Source organism: Sphingomonas sp. GW821-FHT09E03 (genome assembly GCF_059416225.1).
Genome location: NZ_JBWKOS010000010.1, coordinates 1 through 14,765 on the forward strand (window position 1 = coordinate 1; position 14,765 = coordinate 14,765).

Annotated in this window: 17 protein-coding genes and 1 pseudogene; 6 read left to right on the top strand and 12 right to left on the bottom strand. The window is 63.0% G+C overall.

The features are described from left to right. From AC07M8_RS16270 to AC07M8_RS16280, 3 genes and pseudogenes are all read left to right on the top strand, one after another. A pseudogene (locus AC07M8_RS16270) lies at positions 1-253 on the top strand (hypothetical protein); the annotation flags it as partial. Further along, entirely contained in the window at positions 178-444 is a 267-nt protein-coding gene (locus AC07M8_RS16275; RefSeq protein ID WP_056056375.1) for a PepSY domain-containing protein, read from the top strand. The pseudogene AC07M8_RS16270 and the gene AC07M8_RS16275, both read left to right, overlap by 76 nt. Positions 445-513: 69 nt before the next feature. Beyond that, a complete protein-coding gene (locus AC07M8_RS16280) occupies positions 514-666 on the top strand; it encodes a hypothetical protein (protein ID WP_156364448.1) in 153 nt (50 codons plus the stop codon). Positions 667-766: 100 nt separating this feature from the next. Here the strand turns inward: AC07M8_RS16280 and arsH are convergent, their stop codons facing one another. The 11 genes from arsH to AC07M8_RS16335 form a co-directional block, all read right to left on the bottom strand. Next, a complete protein-coding gene (arsH, locus tag AC07M8_RS16285; RefSeq protein WP_056056376.1) occupies positions 767-1,522 on the bottom strand; it encodes an arsenical resistance protein ArsH in 756 nt (251 codons plus the stop codon). Further along, positions 1,522-1,845, bottom strand: coding sequence for a YnfA family protein (locus tag AC07M8_RS16290; RefSeq protein ID WP_056056378.1), 324 nt, complete (start codon positions 1,843-1,845; stop codon positions 1,522-1,524). Before AC07M8_RS16290 ends, arsH begins: the two co-directional genes overlap by 1 nt. Then, positions 1,842-3,128: an arsenic transporter gene (locus AC07M8_RS16295; RefSeq protein WP_056056380.1), complete on the bottom strand. Its 1,287-nt coding sequence runs from the start codon at positions 3,126-3,128 to the stop codon at positions 1,842-1,844. The genes AC07M8_RS16290 and AC07M8_RS16295 overlap by 4 nt, the downstream gene beginning before the upstream one ends. After that, a complete protein-coding gene (arsC, locus tag AC07M8_RS16300) occupies positions 3,128-3,556 on the bottom strand; it encodes an arsenate reductase (glutaredoxin) (RefSeq protein WP_056056381.1) in 429 nt (142 codons plus the stop codon). The genes AC07M8_RS16295 and arsC overlap by 1 nt, the downstream gene beginning before the upstream one ends. Before the next feature lie 10 nt (positions 3,557-3,566). After that, positions 3,567-3,899: an ArsR/SmtB family transcription factor gene (locus tag AC07M8_RS16305; protein WP_056056382.1), complete on the bottom strand. Its 333-nt coding sequence runs from the start codon at positions 3,897-3,899 to the stop codon at positions 3,567-3,569. Positions 3,900-4,230: 331 nt separating this feature from the next. Next, the gene (locus AC07M8_RS16310; protein ID WP_031439129.1) at positions 4,231-4,707 is read right to left on the bottom strand and encodes a hypothetical protein; all 477 of its coding nucleotides are present in this window, start codon (positions 4,705-4,707) and stop codon (positions 4,231-4,233) included. A gap of 13 nt (positions 4,708-4,720) precedes the next feature. Next, the gene (locus AC07M8_RS16315) at positions 4,721-5,965 is read right to left on the bottom strand and encodes a molybdopterin-dependent oxidoreductase (protein ID WP_197983136.1); all 1,245 of its coding nucleotides are present in this window, start codon (positions 5,963-5,965) and stop codon (positions 4,721-4,723) included. A gap of 106 nt (positions 5,966-6,071) precedes the next feature. Continuing rightward, a complete protein-coding gene (locus tag AC07M8_RS16320) occupies positions 6,072-7,223 on the bottom strand; it encodes a TDT family transporter (protein WP_056056383.1) in 1,152 nt (383 codons plus the stop codon). Next, positions 7,220-8,092 carry a LysR family transcriptional regulator gene (locus tag AC07M8_RS16325; RefSeq protein WP_056056384.1) on the bottom strand — a complete coding sequence of 291 codons (873 nt, stop codon included), beginning with the start codon at positions 8,090-8,092 and terminating at the stop codon, positions 7,220-7,222. Before AC07M8_RS16325 ends, AC07M8_RS16320 begins: the two co-directional genes overlap by 4 nt. A gap of 88 nt (positions 8,093-8,180) precedes the next feature. Beyond that, positions 8,181-9,164 (bottom strand): malate dehydrogenase, encoded by a 984-nt coding sequence (locus AC07M8_RS16330; RefSeq protein ID WP_056056386.1) that lies wholly within the window; start codon positions 9,162-9,164, stop codon positions 8,181-8,183. A 46-nt stretch (positions 9,165-9,210) separates the two neighbouring features. Continuing rightward, positions 9,211-10,380 (bottom strand): YncE family protein, encoded by a 1,170-nt coding sequence (locus AC07M8_RS16335; protein WP_056056388.1) that lies wholly within the window; start codon positions 10,378-10,380, stop codon positions 9,211-9,213. Positions 10,381-10,517: 137 nt separating this feature from the next. Between AC07M8_RS16335 and copM the strand changes: the two genes are divergently transcribed. The 3 genes from copM (at position 10,518) to AC07M8_RS16350 (ending at position 12,957) form a co-directional block, all read left to right on the top strand. Then, positions 10,518-11,021 (top strand): CopM family metallochaperone, encoded by a 504-nt coding sequence (copM, locus tag AC07M8_RS16340; protein ID WP_259467272.1) that lies wholly within the window; start codon positions 10,518-10,520, stop codon positions 11,019-11,021. Beyond that, a complete protein-coding gene (locus AC07M8_RS16345; RefSeq protein ID WP_056056390.1) occupies positions 11,018-12,436 on the top strand; it encodes a YncE family protein in 1,419 nt (472 codons plus the stop codon). The genes copM and AC07M8_RS16345 overlap by 4 nt, the downstream gene beginning before the upstream one ends. A gap of 299 nt (positions 12,437-12,735) precedes the next feature. Next, positions 12,736-12,957: a hypothetical protein gene (locus tag AC07M8_RS16350; protein ID WP_056019259.1), complete on the top strand. Its 222-nt coding sequence runs from the start codon at positions 12,736-12,738 to the stop codon at positions 12,955-12,957. A 28-nt stretch (positions 12,958-12,985) separates the two neighbouring features. Here the strand turns inward: AC07M8_RS16350 and AC07M8_RS16355 are convergent, their stop codons facing one another. Next, positions 12,986-14,764, bottom strand: a complete 1,779-nt coding sequence (locus AC07M8_RS16355; RefSeq protein ID WP_082445489.1) for a chloride channel protein — start codon at positions 14,762-14,764, stop codon at positions 12,986-12,988. Position 14,765 lies beyond the last annotated feature (1 nt).

Genomic DNA, 14,765 nt, shown 5'->3' on the forward strand with positions numbered 1-14,765 from the left:
GGAGCGCGGCGAGACCGGCGCCGCGATCGGCTATGTGCTGGCAAGTCTTGTTCTCTCGGTCGTCGTTCTGGCGATTGCTCTCGTTATCACCCGACGTGGGGATGATTTCGGAACGATCGGCGCGCGGGCCGCATTGGATTCAGAGTTTCCATGGACCTTTAATCGGACGTCTTTTCCATGCTCAAATATCTCGCTGCCGGCGCGCTGGCACTCGTCATCGCTTCCCCCGCCCTCGCTGACGACGATCGGGTGACCCCGCGCCAGCGGGCCTCGACGCTTACCGCCTTGAAGCGGATCGGCTGCACTGCGCCACGCTCGATCGAGCGCGACGATGGTGGCTTCGAGGTCGACGACGCACGCTGCCGTGGCGGCCGCTATGACATCAAGCTAAACCGCAACTTCAAGGTCGTTTCCCGCGAAAAGCAGGACCGCGACGACGACTGATCCGACGCCTGCGCGTCTCCTCGCATCTAATAGCGAGCCTTTGGCGTTGATGCTTTAAAGGAGACGCATATGGCCGAGACGGACAAGGATGAGCCGACCACGCAGGAAACCGCGGAGATGGTCGAAGTTGGCGAAATGGTCGCCTCGGAGAAGCGTAAAGACGACCGATCGTCTCCAGAAGCGCCGGGGCTAGGGGACAACATCGAACGTCGCGAAGACTGATCACGTAGTCGGTTTCGACGGTCGACGACTAACAGCCCAGCAGGCCATTGGCTGGTATTGCACAGTAGCCGCTCTGATCTTCCATCGCGTCGGGGCGAGGTCAAACACCTCGAGGGGGTGCCGTGGTCGCGATAGTCGACAAGTCTGTCGTCAGGTCGATCCCTACGCGAACTTCCTTGCGCTCGGAATAGCGGTCGACGAGTTGTGCCGCGTGCGGGCGCAGCAGCACCGTGAACCGCACCAGTTCCTCCATTACGTCTACGATGCGGTCATAATAGCTCGACGGCTTCATGCGATCGTCCTCGCCGAATTCGGCGAACGCCTTGGCGACGCTCGACTGGTTCGGTATCGTCACCATTCGCATCCAGCGGCCGAGCACGCGCAGCGTGTTGACGCTGTTGAACGACTGCGAACCCGCCGATACCTGCATGACTGCCAGCGTGCGTCCCTGCGTCGGTCGCATCCCGCCCATCGAGAGCGGCAGATGATCGATTTGGAGCTTCATGATGCCGGTGATCTGGCCGTGCCGTTCAGGGCTGCACCACACCTGACCTTCCGACCACAACGACAGTTCACGCAGCTCGTGGACGGCCGGATGGTCGTCGCCGACGACCTGATCGGGCAACGGCAGCGCCGAGGGATCGTAAATGCGCGTTTCGCATCCGAAGAATTGCAGTAGTCGCGCCGCTTCCTCGACACACAGCCGCGAGAATGACCGCTCGCGCAAGGAACCGTAGAGCAGAAGGATTCGTGGCGGCGGAGCACCCGCGCCGAGGCCATGAGCAGGTCGTTCGATCGCATAGCTTCGATCGAGCGCGGGCAGATGGTCGGGGTCGGAGAGCGTTCGAACAGGCATCAGGCGGTTCGTGGTCCCAAGAGGATGATACAGGTGCCGATCAGACAGAGCGCCGCGCCGCTCACATCCCAGCGATCGGGCCGCACGCCTTCGACGGTCCAGAGCCAAGCAAGCGATGCACAGATGTAAATGCCGCCGTAAGCGGCATACGCTCGTCCCGCGGCATCGCTGTCCACGCGGGTGAGGAGCCATGCGAACAGGATCAATGAGACGACGCCCGGAGCAAGCCACAAGGGTGACTTCGCCATGCGAAGCCAGGCCCAGAAGGCAAAGCATCCGCCAATTTCAGCAAGCGCCGCGCCGATGTAGATCAGGGCTGTCATCCGATCGTGATCCTCAATGCCAAGGCGGCAAGCGTGACCAGCAATACCGGCACAGTCAGCGTGATACCGACACGGAAATAATAGCCCCATCCGATCCGAACACCTTTCTGGCCGAGGACGTGGAGCCATAACAGCGTTGCGAGCGAGCCGATCGGCGTCAGCTTGGGGCCAAGATCGCAGCCGATGACATTGGCGTAGATCATTGCTTCTTGCACGGCGCCAGTGGCATGGGTCGCGTCGATCGACAGCGCGCCCACCAGTACGGTCGGCATGTTGTTCATCACGGACGACAGGATGGCCGCGATCACGCCTGTCCCGAACGCCGCCCCCCACACGCCGCCCTGAGCGGTGCGATCGAGCAGCGCGGCGAGATGGTCGGTCAGGCCCGCGTTTCGCAGCCCGTAGACGACCAGGTACATGCCGAGAGAGAAGATCACGACCTGCCACGGTGCGCCGCGCAGCACCTTGCCGGTCTGGATCACATGGCCCCGTCCCGCAATTACCAGCAGCAGGATCGCGCCGGCAGCGGCAACGGCGCTGACCGGCACGCCGATCGGTTCGAGCAGGAAGAAGCCAGCGAGCAGCAGCGCGAGGACGATCCAGCCGGCACGGAAGGTCGCGGGGTCTCGGATGACATCGCGCGGCGCGCGGAGCGCCCCCACGTCATAGTCTTCTGGGAGGTCGCGCCGGAAGAACAGCAGCAGCACGCCCAGCGTGGCGGCGATCGACACCAGATCGACCGGGACCATCACGGACGCATATGTGCCGAACCCGATCTTGAAGAAGTCGGCTGACACGATGTTGACGAGGTTCGAGACCACCAGCGGCAGGCTGGCCGTGTCGGCGATGAACCCGGCCGCCATGACGAACGCCAGCGTCGCCTTGTCCTTGAACCCCAGCGCGCGCAGCATGGCGATGACGATCGGCGTGAGGATCAGCGCCGCACCATCATTGGCGAACAACGCCGACACCGCCGCGCCGAGCAGCACGATCAGGACGAAGAGTCGGCGCCCATGTCCCCTGCCCCAGCGCGCAACGTGGAGCGCCGCCCATTCGAAGGATCCAGCTTCATCGAGCAACAGGCTTATGACAATGATCGCGACGAATGCAGCCGTCGCGTTCCAGACGATGCCCCAAACGACCGGGACGTCGGACAGCGTGACGACGCCCGCGAGCAGCGCCAAGACGGCCCCGGCGATCGCGCTCCACCCGATTCCGAGCCCCTTGGGTTGCCAGATGACGAGCACGATCGTGACGACGAAGATCAGGACGGCAAGAAGCATCAGGCGATGCGCTGGCCCGAGGCGTTTACCACCTGTTGTCCGTCTTCCTTCGCGAACGCGCCGCGCTGATCGCCCGGCAGCAGATCAAGCACGGCTTCGGACGGCCGGCAGAGCTTCACGCCGAGCGGTGAGACGACTATCGGCCGGTTGATGAGGATCGGGTGCGTCATCATCGTATCCACCAGCGCGTCGTCGGACAGCGATGTGTCGCCCAGGCCGAGCTCCGCATAGGGCGTACCCTTTTCGCGTAGCAGCTCGCGGGGCGTTATGCCGGCGCGGTCGATCAGCTCGACCAGCAGCGCGCGCGAGGGCGGGGTTTTCAGATATTCGACCACGTGCGGTTCGATGCCGGCATTGCGGATCAGGCCTAGCGTGTTGCGCGACGTGCCGCACACGGGGTTGTGATAGATCACGATATCGACGGCCACGGGCGTCCTTTCAGCAGCATGGGGTGAGTTCGGCGATCAGCGGGGCGCACAGCTCCGCGTTGCCGGCGCAGCAATCCTTGACGAGAAAGAGCGTTAGCGCGCGCAGGCCGTCGAGATCGGCACGATAGATGATCGAGCGGCTATGACGTTCGGATCGCACCAGCCCGCCACGGGCGAGGATGCCGAGGTGTGCGGACATCGTGTTTTGCGGTACGTCGAGCTGACGGGCGATTTCGCCGGCAGCCAAGCCATGCGGTTCGTGCCGCACCAACAGGCGGAACACGTCGAGGCGTGTTCCTTGTGCGAGCGCGCCGAGCGCTGAAATTGCCGTGTTGTTTTCCATATATCCAGGATAGCAGCTATATGGTTTCGGTCCAGACGTTGATAGCACCAAGTAGGCAGGCAGTCGGCACCCTACGCTCTTTTCCGAAGTCCCCAACGAGTGGGGCGGGACCCCGCGGGCACGGCTCTATCGGCCCGCTGGGCGTGCCGACCGAGCCATCGTGCCGGCGTCTCGGCCCTGCCGGTGACGATTCTCGCGTAAGGTGTGCCACATGGCACACCTGCGAACGCGCAGGGCGCGAGCAGTGTTTCGATTGGCGTCGACGCCCTCCCCCGGAGGCCACGCCGCACAGCACTTCGCGCGCAGAACCGCGTGTCGTGAGTTGATGGGCTTAGCCTGATCCCCCCGATACGTCGGGCGCAGCCTTCGGATCGGGGTCTTGCGCCTTGCCCTTCGCGGCACCCGGCTGCTTTGCGCTCATGGCGGTCAGATAAGCGACGATCGCCGGCACGTCAGCCTGTGCAACGGGAGCCTTGTAGACCTCGCGCATCTTGGTGACCTCCGCGGTCCACTGGTCGGAAGAGAGTGGCGGCTGGTTCAGCGCCATGCTCGCCGAATGACACGAGGTGCAGTTGGCGTTGATGACGTCCGCATGCGGACCAGCCGGATATTGCCCTTCGTCGGTCGGGAGATCGACCGAGGTGGACGCCAGCGAGAAGCCGCGCGCCGAAACGCTTGGCGGCGGTGGTGCGGCCGGGGCGGCAGGCGGCGGGGCTATGCGGCTGTTCGGGGCACCGATCGCAAGTAGCAGAACGACGGTCGCGCCGACGAACCCAAACGACAGCGTGCCGATGGAAGGCGTTTTCATGGGGGAGCGCTCCTCAGCCGACGACGATGTTGGTGGTTTCAATGTTGCCGCGCATGAACCCGCCCGGGTTCCAGATCGGCGTCATCGGCTGCGCGATGCCGGCGGTGTTCCAGCAGCGCGACATCAGCCTGGTCGGGCCCGCATGCGTGAGCGGCACCTGCGCGTCCCAGCGGCGGAAACTGTATTTGCCGTGATCGGGGCCGAGCGTCGTCTTGTACCAGGTCTTGCCGTTGTCGGTCGACACATCGACCTTGGCGACGCCGCAATCGCCCCCCATCGCAATGCCGCCCAGCGGGATCGACCGGTCGAACGCGATCGCCTGCCCTTCGTCGAGGCTCGTGACCCAACTGCGCGGGATCATCTTGTTGATCGGAACGGCCGGGAAATCCTTCTGGCCCGGCCGCACGTTCGCGCCTGGAGTGTCAGGGATTTTGTACGCCTTGGCCATCCAGTAACCGTCGTCGGGCGCGGCGAGCACCTCGATGTCGTTCAGCATCTTGACCCAATAGGTCGAATACCAGCCGGGTACGATCAGCCGGACCGGGAAGCCGTTGAGGAGCGGCATCTGTTCGCCGTTCATCCCGAAGGCGAGCATCACTTCGCCGTCGCGTGCGTGGTCGATCGACAGCGACTTGGCGAAATCCGGTCCACCCGCGACCACCGGCTGGTCGAGCGCACCGAACCGCACTGCAACCGCGCCCGGCTTCACGCCGGCGATGTCGAGCACGTCGCGCAGGCGCACGCCGAGCCATTTAGCGTTGCCCATGGCCCCGTGACGCCACTGCGCACCGGCAACGGGCGGCTGGAACAGCGCACGCGAATTGCCCGAGCATTGGTTGATCGCCGCCAGCTCGACGCGTGGCAACTTCAGCAGTTGCGCGAGCGAGATTGACAGCGGCCGCGTGACCGCGCCGTGCACCTTGATCCGGAACGCCTCGACATCGATCGCGGTGGGGATGTCAGCCCAGTGCCAGCGGACGAAGAACTGGTCGTTTGGCGTGAAGACGTCACCATTGAACACGCTCATCGGCGTTTCCAGCAAAGGCGGGTGGATACGCTGGAGGATCATGTTGCCCTTGCCAGGGAACGCACTGGTCATCGGTCGTTCCGACGGACCGCCAGGCAGGTGCAGATCGACAATGCTCTGCGCCAGCGCGGGTGCGGCGATCAACGCGCCGCTGCCGATCGCAGCCTCTGCGAGAAAGCGACGGCGGTTCGTCGCCTGCGCCAGTTTCATATCCAGGCTGTCCACCAGCATTCTCCCTTCGATGTCATGCTCTTATGCGCGATCCGTCCGACGGTCTGCCCGGTACGGGTCGATCGGATGCGCCGGTTCGATCCGGCAGGACGATCAGTTCGGCCCATCAATTGGCTTGGGCGATGCAGGGCGACACGAACAGGTTTCCGCGCCAGCCGCCTGTGACCGTCTTGGCGCCGACCAGCAGCCACATCGCTGCGAGCGCGATGGTAAGGACGGTGCCGACGATCCCGAAAAAGCCGAGCTGGAGCGTCGTGCCGAGCTTGAAGGTGGCGACCGTGTAGACGCCGAGCGGGAAGGTGTAGCCCCACCACCCGAGGTTGAACGGAATGCCCGCGCGCCAGTAGCGGATCGTGATCAGCGTCGCGAGCGCCAGCCACCACAGGCCGAAGCCCCAGAGCAGCAGCCCGGCGATCGTGCCGATCCCCTGCGCTACCGCGCCGATCTGGCCGAGGCCGTTGGCGGCGAGGATCGCGGGCGCGTCGCTGCCGAGCACCAGCATCCCGAGCGCACCGGTGCCGATCGGGCCTAGTGCGAGCCAACTCGATGCGGCCATGCTCTCGTGCGGCAGCTTGTGCAGCGCCATCCGCAGGATGAGGATCGCGAGGATGCCGAACGCGACCGGCACCGAATACGCCCAGAGGACAAAGGAGGTCGCCAGCACCACGAACTGGTGGTGCGCGTCCGCCAGATGCGGTGCGAGCAGGCCTCCGCTCGCGCCTGCGACCTCGGCCGCGACCACTGGCAGGAGCCACACCGCGGTCATGCCGTCGAGCGAATGTTCGTGCCGGGTAAACATGAGGTAGGGGATCGCTACACCGCAGGCGAGCGACATCGCGACGTCGATCCACCACAATGTCTCGGCGATCGGGATAACGCCGGCGCCGAACCGCGGCAGGCCGAACGCCAGGAACCCGTTGATGATCGTCGCGAGGCCCATCGGGATCGTGCCGATGAACATCGACACGGTATTGTGCCCGAAGATCCGACGCGCCTCGTGCCCGAACATCGTCCAGCGCGCGGTGTAGAGCCCGGCGAACAGCGTGAAGAGCGCGATGTTGAAATACCACAACGCCTCGCCGACCGGGTGCAGCGATGCGCCGACGCCCGGCACCTGCGGCAAGGCCAGCGCGAGGATGCCCGTGCCCATCGTAGCGGCGAACCAGTTGGGGGTGAACTGGCGGATCATCTCGCGCGGAGAATCAAGCCGGCTGAGCGGCTTCAGACCATCGAGAACGGGTTTCAGATCGGCAGTCACTTCCCAGTCTCCTTGATGAGATCGGTCAGCGCGTCGGCCGCCCGGGTACGATAGCGCTCCTTGTGCCGCAGCGCGTAGAATGGACGCCGCGGCAGACCGAGCGGCAGATCGTGCAACGTGCCGGCCGCGATTGCAGGTGCGACGACATGCTGCGACAGCACCGCGACGCCCGCGCCGGCCTCGACCGCGCTGCGGACCGCCTCGTTCGATGGCAGGGTCAGCGCTATGGTAAGGTCCGACGGATCGACGCCGCGCTGGCGCAACACCTCCTCGAACGACGAGCGCGTGCCCGATCCCTGCTCGCGGACGATCCAGCGCGCGGTCCGGATCCAGTCCTCGTCGATCGTGTCGGCAGCGCGGTCACTCACCAGCACCATGCGGTCGTTCGCGACGGTCCAATGCGCGAGCGCGGGCTCGTCGATCACACCCTCGACGAAGCCAAGCTCGACTGCACCGTCGAGCACGCGCGCCGCGGCCCCTTCCGTGTTGTCGATCGCCAGTTCTATCGTGATGGACGGGTAGCGCGCATGAAACGCCGCCAGCTGGCGGGGTAGCCAATAGCCCGCGATCGTCTGGCTCGCGACCAGCCGCAGTGTGCCGCGCTCCAGTCCGGCATATTCGGCCAATGCAAGTTCTGCACTGGCAGCACGGCCAAGCACTGCGCGTGCGTCGACCAGAAACATACGGCCCGCTTCGGACAGTTCGATCCCACGGCCGACCCGGTGGAACAGCGGCACGCCGTGCCGCGCTTCTAGCGCGGCGATGGCAGCGCTTGCGGCCGACTGCGTCACATTGAGCGCTTCGGCAGCGCGCGTCATGTGCTCGCGCTCTGCGACACCGACGAAAATCCTGAGTTGTTCCAGGGTCATGCCCGATCTCCTTGCCCCAATGATAGGGAAAGGAGATCAATCGCACCAACCAAATATTATGGTCGTTTCAATCATAATTACAGATTGGTCATTTCAGAATGTCGATAACCGCCTCACGTTCATCGACCAGTTCGGCAATCGTGCGATCGAGCATCGTTCGCTGGAATGGATCGAGGATCAGTCCTTCGATACGCACATAGCCACCGCTTTTGCAGAGCACCGGCACGCCGCACACCAGCCCTTGCGGGATACCGTAGGAGCCGTCTGACACCACGCCCATCGACACCCAATTGTCGCCTGCGCCGTGCACCCAATCGCGCAGATGGTCGATCGCCGCATTTGCGGCCGATGCGGCCGAGGACGCACCCCGTGCTTCGATGATCGCGGTGCCGCGCTGCGCAACGGTGGGGATCAGGGTCTCGCGGTACCAGGCCTCGTTTCCGATACGGTCGGCAAGCTTTTGGCCATCGAGTTCGGCATTCCCCCAGTCGGCAAACATCGTCGGCGAATGGTTTCCCCAGACGACGAGCTTTGTAATCGCATCGACACCGACACCCGCTTTGGCCGCAAGCTGTCCCTGCGCGCGATTGTGATCGAGGCGGATCATCGACGTGATGTTTTCGGCAGGGAAACCCGGCGCGCTTTGCGCAAGGATCCAGGCATTTGTGTTGGCGGGATTGCCGACGACCAGGATCTTGGCGTCGCGTTTGGCCACTGCGTCCAGCGCTGCGCCCTGCGTCTTGAAGATCGCTGCGTTGGCAGCGAGCAAATCACGGCGCTCCATGCCCTTCGAGCGGGGACGAGACCCGACCAGCATGGCCGCATCGATGTCCTTGAAAGCCACCATCGGATCATCAGTAATGATCACATCTGCCAGCAGCGGAAACGCGCAATCCTCCAGTTCCATGACCACGCCGCGTACTGCGTCCAGCGCCTGCGGCACGTCGAGCAGTTGAAGGATAACGGGCTGGTCCGGTCCGAACACGTCACCCTGCGCGACCCGGAAGAGCAGCGAATAGCAAATTTGTCCTGCGGCACCGCTGATCGCGATCCTGACGGGGGGCTTGGTCATTTTGGAAAGGGCTTTCGTTGGAAGATTACAGACGGTGTGAGACCGATTAACGCGCCGCCAGGGCAAGCGCCGCATCGCGCCCGGATGGCACCAGATTGGCGAGACCTTTTCCTGATCTTACGGCACCAGGAACGTAGATCAGGCTTTGCGCATCCGTACTGATCGGGATCGTCGACACGGTGGTGTACGTCAGCGTGTCGATCCCAGCGACCTTGTTGGTTCCGGCCAGGCTGGCATAGATCCTCGTACCATCGCCCGACGGCCAAACCGCACTCGGAGCCGCTTGTAGCGGGACGGTTGCCACAGCCTCCAGGCTGTCGGTTCTATAGACCTTGATTGCAGGTTGATCGCCGCCAACGCTGACATAGGCAAAGGAATCGTCTGCGCGCTGGGCGAAGTTGACCGCGCCCGTCGCTGGACCAGTGTTTATCACTTCGTGTACCGCAAACGGCGGTTTGGCAGCAAAGACCGTGGTCGTGCCGCTCTCGCGGCGTGTTGCCCAGATCTGTTTGCCATCTGGCGAGACCGCGATTGCTCCCGCACCTGCACCGTTGCTGGCAACGTGTCCGACGACGCGCCGATCCTCGACGTCGACAACCAGGATGGACGGCCTTTCAGTAAGCGATACAAAGGCATAGCGTCCGTTTGGCGACAGGATGGTCGCGCCCGCTCCGCCACTTGCTGGTACGCGGGTGATCTCCCGCGCGGTCTTAGGATCCACGACCGCGATGGCATGTTCATCGCCGAGCGAAACCCAGAGTTCGTGCCCATTGGGCGTAAACGCGACGGCGGTAGGCGACGTCTGGAACACGGTCCGGCCTCGTTCCGTGTTCGTGGCCAGATCTACGAGCGTCACACTGTGCTGCGCTGATGCCGATACCGCCAGGGTCCGCCCGTCACGCGTTGCAGCCAGGTGCTGGACTCTGGGGCTGGAAAAGCTGGGCTCAGCTATCGCGCTTTTGGCGAGGTCGATGCGTCCCAGTTCGTTGCCCGCTGCAGGATCGATGACAACGATCTTCGTCGATGTAGGGTCAGACACATAGATCCGGTCATGATGGCTGAGGTCGATATCAGCCTTCGACCACGGTGCCTGAACCGCCTTGATATCGTAGGGAAAGTCGTCCGCCGCAGGTGCAGCCCAATAGGCCTGAGCGATCACCGGGACTGGCGCTACGGAGGCCAACATCGCGGCAACCAAAACGATCGCAGCTTTCATCGTTTGATCCTTATCGCGGATCCGGCGGGTGATCGTGCCAGTCCGATGCCGTTAGATCGACCGATATGTCCCCTGCGTCCAACGCATGGTCGCGATGGTTTCAATACGAAAACGCGATCATAGATCGCCTACCGTTCTTGTTAGATGATCAGAACAACCATGCTTATGCGTTGGATCGACGGCTGCGCCGCGATCATTACGCTGTCACGCTCGGCGTTGATCGCTCGCGTGTCATAAATGGGAACACTAAAGGCATGACGATGAAATTTCGCACGGCTTTGCTAACGGCGATAGCCGTGTCCGTATCGACGGGTGCTTTAGCGCAAACGGACGGTTTCGCGTCCGCAATGGATGCGGCGATGGCGCGGATGCACGGCGCGATGATGACCGGTTATTCGAGCGATCCCGATCGCGACTTCGCCAAAATGATGATCCCGCATCATCAGGGCGCGATCGACATGGCCGAAGTCGAACTGCGGTTCGGCAAGGATGAACGCCTGCGCCGGCTCGCCCAGGGAATCATCGTCGAACAGCGTCAGGAAATCGCGGTGATGCAGGGCATCCTATCCGAAGGCGGCGCGTTGCTGCCTCACACCGAACCGACCGCGACCGGTCACCCCCATCACGGAGACCGTCCATGAAGCGTTTTACCTTAACCGCCTGTGCTGCCCTGTCTTTTTCGGCCCCGGCATTTGCGCAGCAGGTACCGAACGCGACCCCCGACATCCCTGTTAGCGCGCACGACCGGTTCTACACTTCGGACCAGTTCTCCAACACCGTGTCGGTGATCGATCCGTCGACCAACACGCTGCTCGGCGTCATCAAGCTCGGCGACCAGACCCCGGCCAATCTCAGCCCGCTCTACAAGGGGCAGCTGCTCGTGCACGGCATGGGCTTCTCGCCCGATCGCAAGACGCTGGCGGTAATATCGATCGGCTCGAACTCGGTGACGTTCATCGACACTGCGACCAATGCCGTGAAGCACACGACCTATGTGGGCCGATCGCCGCACGAAGCGTTCTTCCGCCCCGACGGTCGCGAAGTCTGGGTCGCGGTGCGCGGCGAGGATTATATCCAGGTGCTCGACGGTAAGACCTTCGCGCCGACCACGCGCATCCCCGTTCCTAATGGCCCCGGCATGACGATCTTTTCGCCAAACGGGAAATACGGTTACGTCTGTTCGAGCTTCTCGCCCGAGACAGTTGTGATCGACACCGCCTCGAAGAAGATCGTCGGTCGCGTCAAGCAGGCGAGCCCGTTCTGCCCTGACATCGCCGCGACGCCCGACGGTAAGCAGGTCTGGTTGACGCTCAAGGACGTCGGCAAGGTCATGGTGTTCGACGCCAAGCCACCCTTCGCAGTGCTCAAGACGTTCGATACCGGCGCGATCACCAACCACGTCAATATCGCCCGCAATAAGAATGGCCAGTTCGCCTTTGTGACGGTCGGCACCGAGAATGTCGTGAAGGTGTTCCGCACCACTGACTTCGTGCAGGTGGCGAGCATCCCGGTCGGCGCGCTCCCGCACGGCCTATGGCCGTCGGGCGACGGCACGCGGATGTATGTCGGGCTGGAGAACGCCGATGCGGTCGCGGCGATCGACACAGCAAGCAACACCGTCATCGCGACGATTCCAATCGGTCAGGGGCCGCAAGGCGTGGCATATGTTCCCGGCGCGGTGCCGGTAGGCGATGGCCGTGCAAACCTGGTGCCGCTCGCGCAGGCCGGCATGAAGATCCAGCTGACTCTATCCGGGACTGGGCGCAGCCAGGTCACGCTGTTCGATCAAGGCCAGGTCCAGATTTTGCAGGCGGCGGTTGCGGGCCTCAGCCCAAAGATGCCCTATGTCCTTGGATTATCCTCCCACGCTGACGGCAGCGGCGTGATCCAGCCTCTGGCGAAGTTCATGACCAATCCGGCGGGCGGCGCGATAGTAAACACGCTCGGACCGCTCCGCCAGATCGTCAGCGACGCGAAAGGCGACATGCGCCGTTACCTCGTCATTGCTCCGGGCGACCCGATGATGCCGGGCGCTGTCGTTCAGGTGCAAAAATGAGGATTCCGGTGAAACCTGCGCCCCGCTGTCCGTGTCCGGTATATTCGGCATGACGCTGGGCTAGGTCGACACGACGTCTCGAGAGTGTCGGAAAGCACTTGTTTGTCGCACAATGGTGATTACGACTGGGTTTTCTACATATCGGGCCGCTGAATGCCGACAATGGGAAGGAAAGCGGACTGGCTGCTTTAGAGAGGGCAGGTGCGCTCCACTACCTGGTGCACTTCCATTTCGTCGCAGCAGGATGCCTTTACGCCTAGCTCATTACAGGCCCCGATCCGGCGCCGCATCGGCCTTCCGTGCCTGCCCGCCTGATAGTGCTGGGGGTCGCCGTCGTGATCCACTCGATCATGTCGCAGCTGCTCTACGCCGGGCTGTTCGTCGCCATATCCGTGCCGGTTGAACAGTTTCGCCGCGGTGCGGAGCTGATGTCAGTACATGGCGCCCAACTCGCCGGAATGGGTCTGCGATGCGGCATGTTCTGGGTCAAAATCGAAGCCCGGCTTAAGCGAGACCGGTAGGACGAAGCGTTTGCTGCGTGCCGGCTGGTCAGCTTTCTCCAAACAACTCACGTTGCGCCTTGTCCAATTCCTCTGCGTAGCGGCGTCGCGCATAGCTCTCGGAGAGGATGCCGAGAACTGCCCCGTCGCTTCCAACTACCGCCAGTTCGTCCGCACCTTCGGTATCGAACGTAGTCATGACGCTTCTGATGTCTGAATCCGGCGTAAGGGCGAGACCCGTGTGGATCGCCAGCGACCCGATCGGTGCCTTCTGATCGACCTCTTCGGCAAATGCACTGGCAGTCTGTACGATACCGCCATAATTTTCGTGGTCATCGACTAGTAGGACCCGACTTGTGGAACCAAGCGGAAACGCCCGACGAAACTCGGCGATCGTCGTGTTGCACGGCGTAGCCCTTTCGACACGTCGCATCATCTTGCCCGCTGTAAGCGTTCTGACCCAGCCGACATCGCGGGCGCTTTTGATGGTTTCGCCCCGGAGATGCAGGCGCCACGTAGAAAAGGAATAGCCGAACAGCTCGCGGACGATGGTGGACGAGACCAGCGATGCTGCAATGGCCGCGCCGGCAAGGGAGAAGTCGTGGGTCGCCTCAAGGACTAGCATCGCCATCGTCATCGGCCCGCCAACTACGGCGACCGCTAATGCGGCCATCCCCACCAGGGCCGCATTGTGCGGGTCGATCACAGGCGATCCGACAATCCATTCGAGTGAACCAGCAAACAGGTGACCCAGCAGGCTGCCCAAGAACAAGGATGCGAAGAACAGGCCACCGCGGAAGCCAAAGCCAAGTGAGATGATGGAGGCCGCGCACTTGACGACGAAGATGGCGGCGAGGAAGCGCAGCGATACCTCGGCTTCAAGATTGAGGTGGAGGGCGCCGTGACCAGCAGAGAGAATTTGCGGCGTGAGCATCGCCAGAGGGATGAGCAGAAGACCGCCCAATATCGGCCGGCAAATCGAGGGTATCGGCAGTTTGCGTGTAGCTGCTTCCATCTCCGCAACAGCCCGCATCAGCAGTATACCAGCGCCAGCGGCACAGGCCCCAAGACCGGCGTAGAGAAGGTAGTGGAACGTCTCGATCTGTTCGCCTGCATTAGCCGCAACCAGATACGGTTGAGCACCAAACGCCTGCGCCACAAGGACACTCGCCAGGCACGCCGCAGCGACAGGTGCCAGCGCTGATATCGTATAGGCCCCGATTACGATCTCAAAGGCATAGAAGGCCCCAGCTAATGGAGCCCCGAATGCACCTGCGATGGCGGCGCCCGTTCCGGCGCCGACCAAGATGCGCAGATCGGACCTGCGTAACGCAAACCAGTTGCCGCTGAGCGAGGCGACGAGCCCTCCCAACTGCGCATACGCCGCCTCAAGCCCCACAGACGCACCGAAGCCGTTGGAAAGGATCGTTTGCCCGGAGATAACGAGGCTGTCGGACCATGACATGCGACCACCATGAAGGGCGTTCGCCTCTACAGCGTCGACCATCCGGCGCCGGCGAGCATGAGTAACCCAAGAGAAGAGTGCGAGGACGGCTCCACCAGCCGGCAGGGCAAGTAGAGCAAGGTAAGGGATCGTCGTGGCCGCACTCAGCCTTTCATCCGGCGACAAGGCATAAAGCAGATGCTGCATCGCCTGTGCGAGCGTACCCTGGACGACACTGAGCAATCCGGCTGCACTGCCGATCATGATGGCCAGCACGATGAGTGCAGCTTCGCTGGATCGAAAAGCTTTACGGAGCCACGATGGCGCCACCCGACCAGATCCAGGTGGACTAGCTGCGCTATCGATCAGTGGCGCTGAAGCCATG

What these genes read in the sequence shown, in the direction of transcription:
- AC07M8_RS16335 (WP_056056388.1), bottom strand. Translation starts at nt 10,380, where the DNA reads ATGAAAGCTGCGATCGTTTTGGTTGCCGCGATGTTGGCCTCCGTAGCG.
- AC07M8_RS16280 (WP_156364448.1), top strand. Translation starts at nt 514, where the DNA reads ATGGCCGAGACGGACAAGGATGAGCCGACCACGCAGGAAACCGCGGAG.
- AC07M8_RS16305 (WP_056056382.1), bottom strand. Translation starts at nt 3,899, where the DNA reads ATGGAAAACAACACGGCAATTTCAGCGCTCGGCGCGCTCGCACAAGGA.
- AC07M8_RS16330 (WP_056056386.1), bottom strand. Translation starts at nt 9,164, where the DNA reads ATGACCAAGCCCCCCGTCAGGATCGCGATCAGCGGTGCCGCAGGACAA.
- AC07M8_RS16275 (WP_056056375.1), top strand. Translation starts at nt 178, where the DNA reads ATGCTCAAATATCTCGCTGCCGGCGCGCTGGCACTCGTCATCGCTTCC.
- AC07M8_RS16345 (WP_056056390.1), top strand. Translation starts at nt 11,018, where the DNA reads ATGAAGCGTTTTACCTTAACCGCCTGTGCTGCCCTGTCTTTTTCGGCC.
- AC07M8_RS16315 (WP_197983136.1), bottom strand. Translation starts at nt 5,965, where the DNA reads ATGCTGGTGGACAGCCTGGATATGAAACTGGCGCAGGCGACGAACCGC.
- AC07M8_RS16290 (WP_056056378.1), bottom strand. Translation starts at nt 1,845, where the DNA reads ATGACAGCCCTGATCTACATCGGCGCGGCGCTTGCTGAAATTGGCGGA.
- AC07M8_RS16295 (WP_056056380.1), bottom strand. Translation starts at nt 3,128, where the DNA reads ATGCTTCTTGCCGTCCTGATCTTCGTCGTCACGATCGTGCTCGTCATC.
- arsH (WP_056056376.1), bottom strand. Translation starts at nt 1,522, where the DNA reads ATGCCTGTTCGAACGCTCTCCGACCCCGACCATCTGCCCGCGCTCGAT.
- AC07M8_RS16310 (WP_031439129.1), bottom strand. Translation starts at nt 4,707, where the DNA reads ATGAAAACGCCTTCCATCGGCACGCTGTCGTTTGGGTTCGTCGGCGCG.
- AC07M8_RS16355 (WP_082445489.1), bottom strand. Translation starts at nt 14,764, where the DNA reads ATGGCTTCAGCGCCACTGATCGATAGCGCAGCTAGTCCACCTGGATCT.
- AC07M8_RS16325 (WP_056056384.1), bottom strand. Translation starts at nt 8,092, where the DNA reads ATGACCCTGGAACAACTCAGGATTTTCGTCGGTGTCGCAGAGCGCGAG.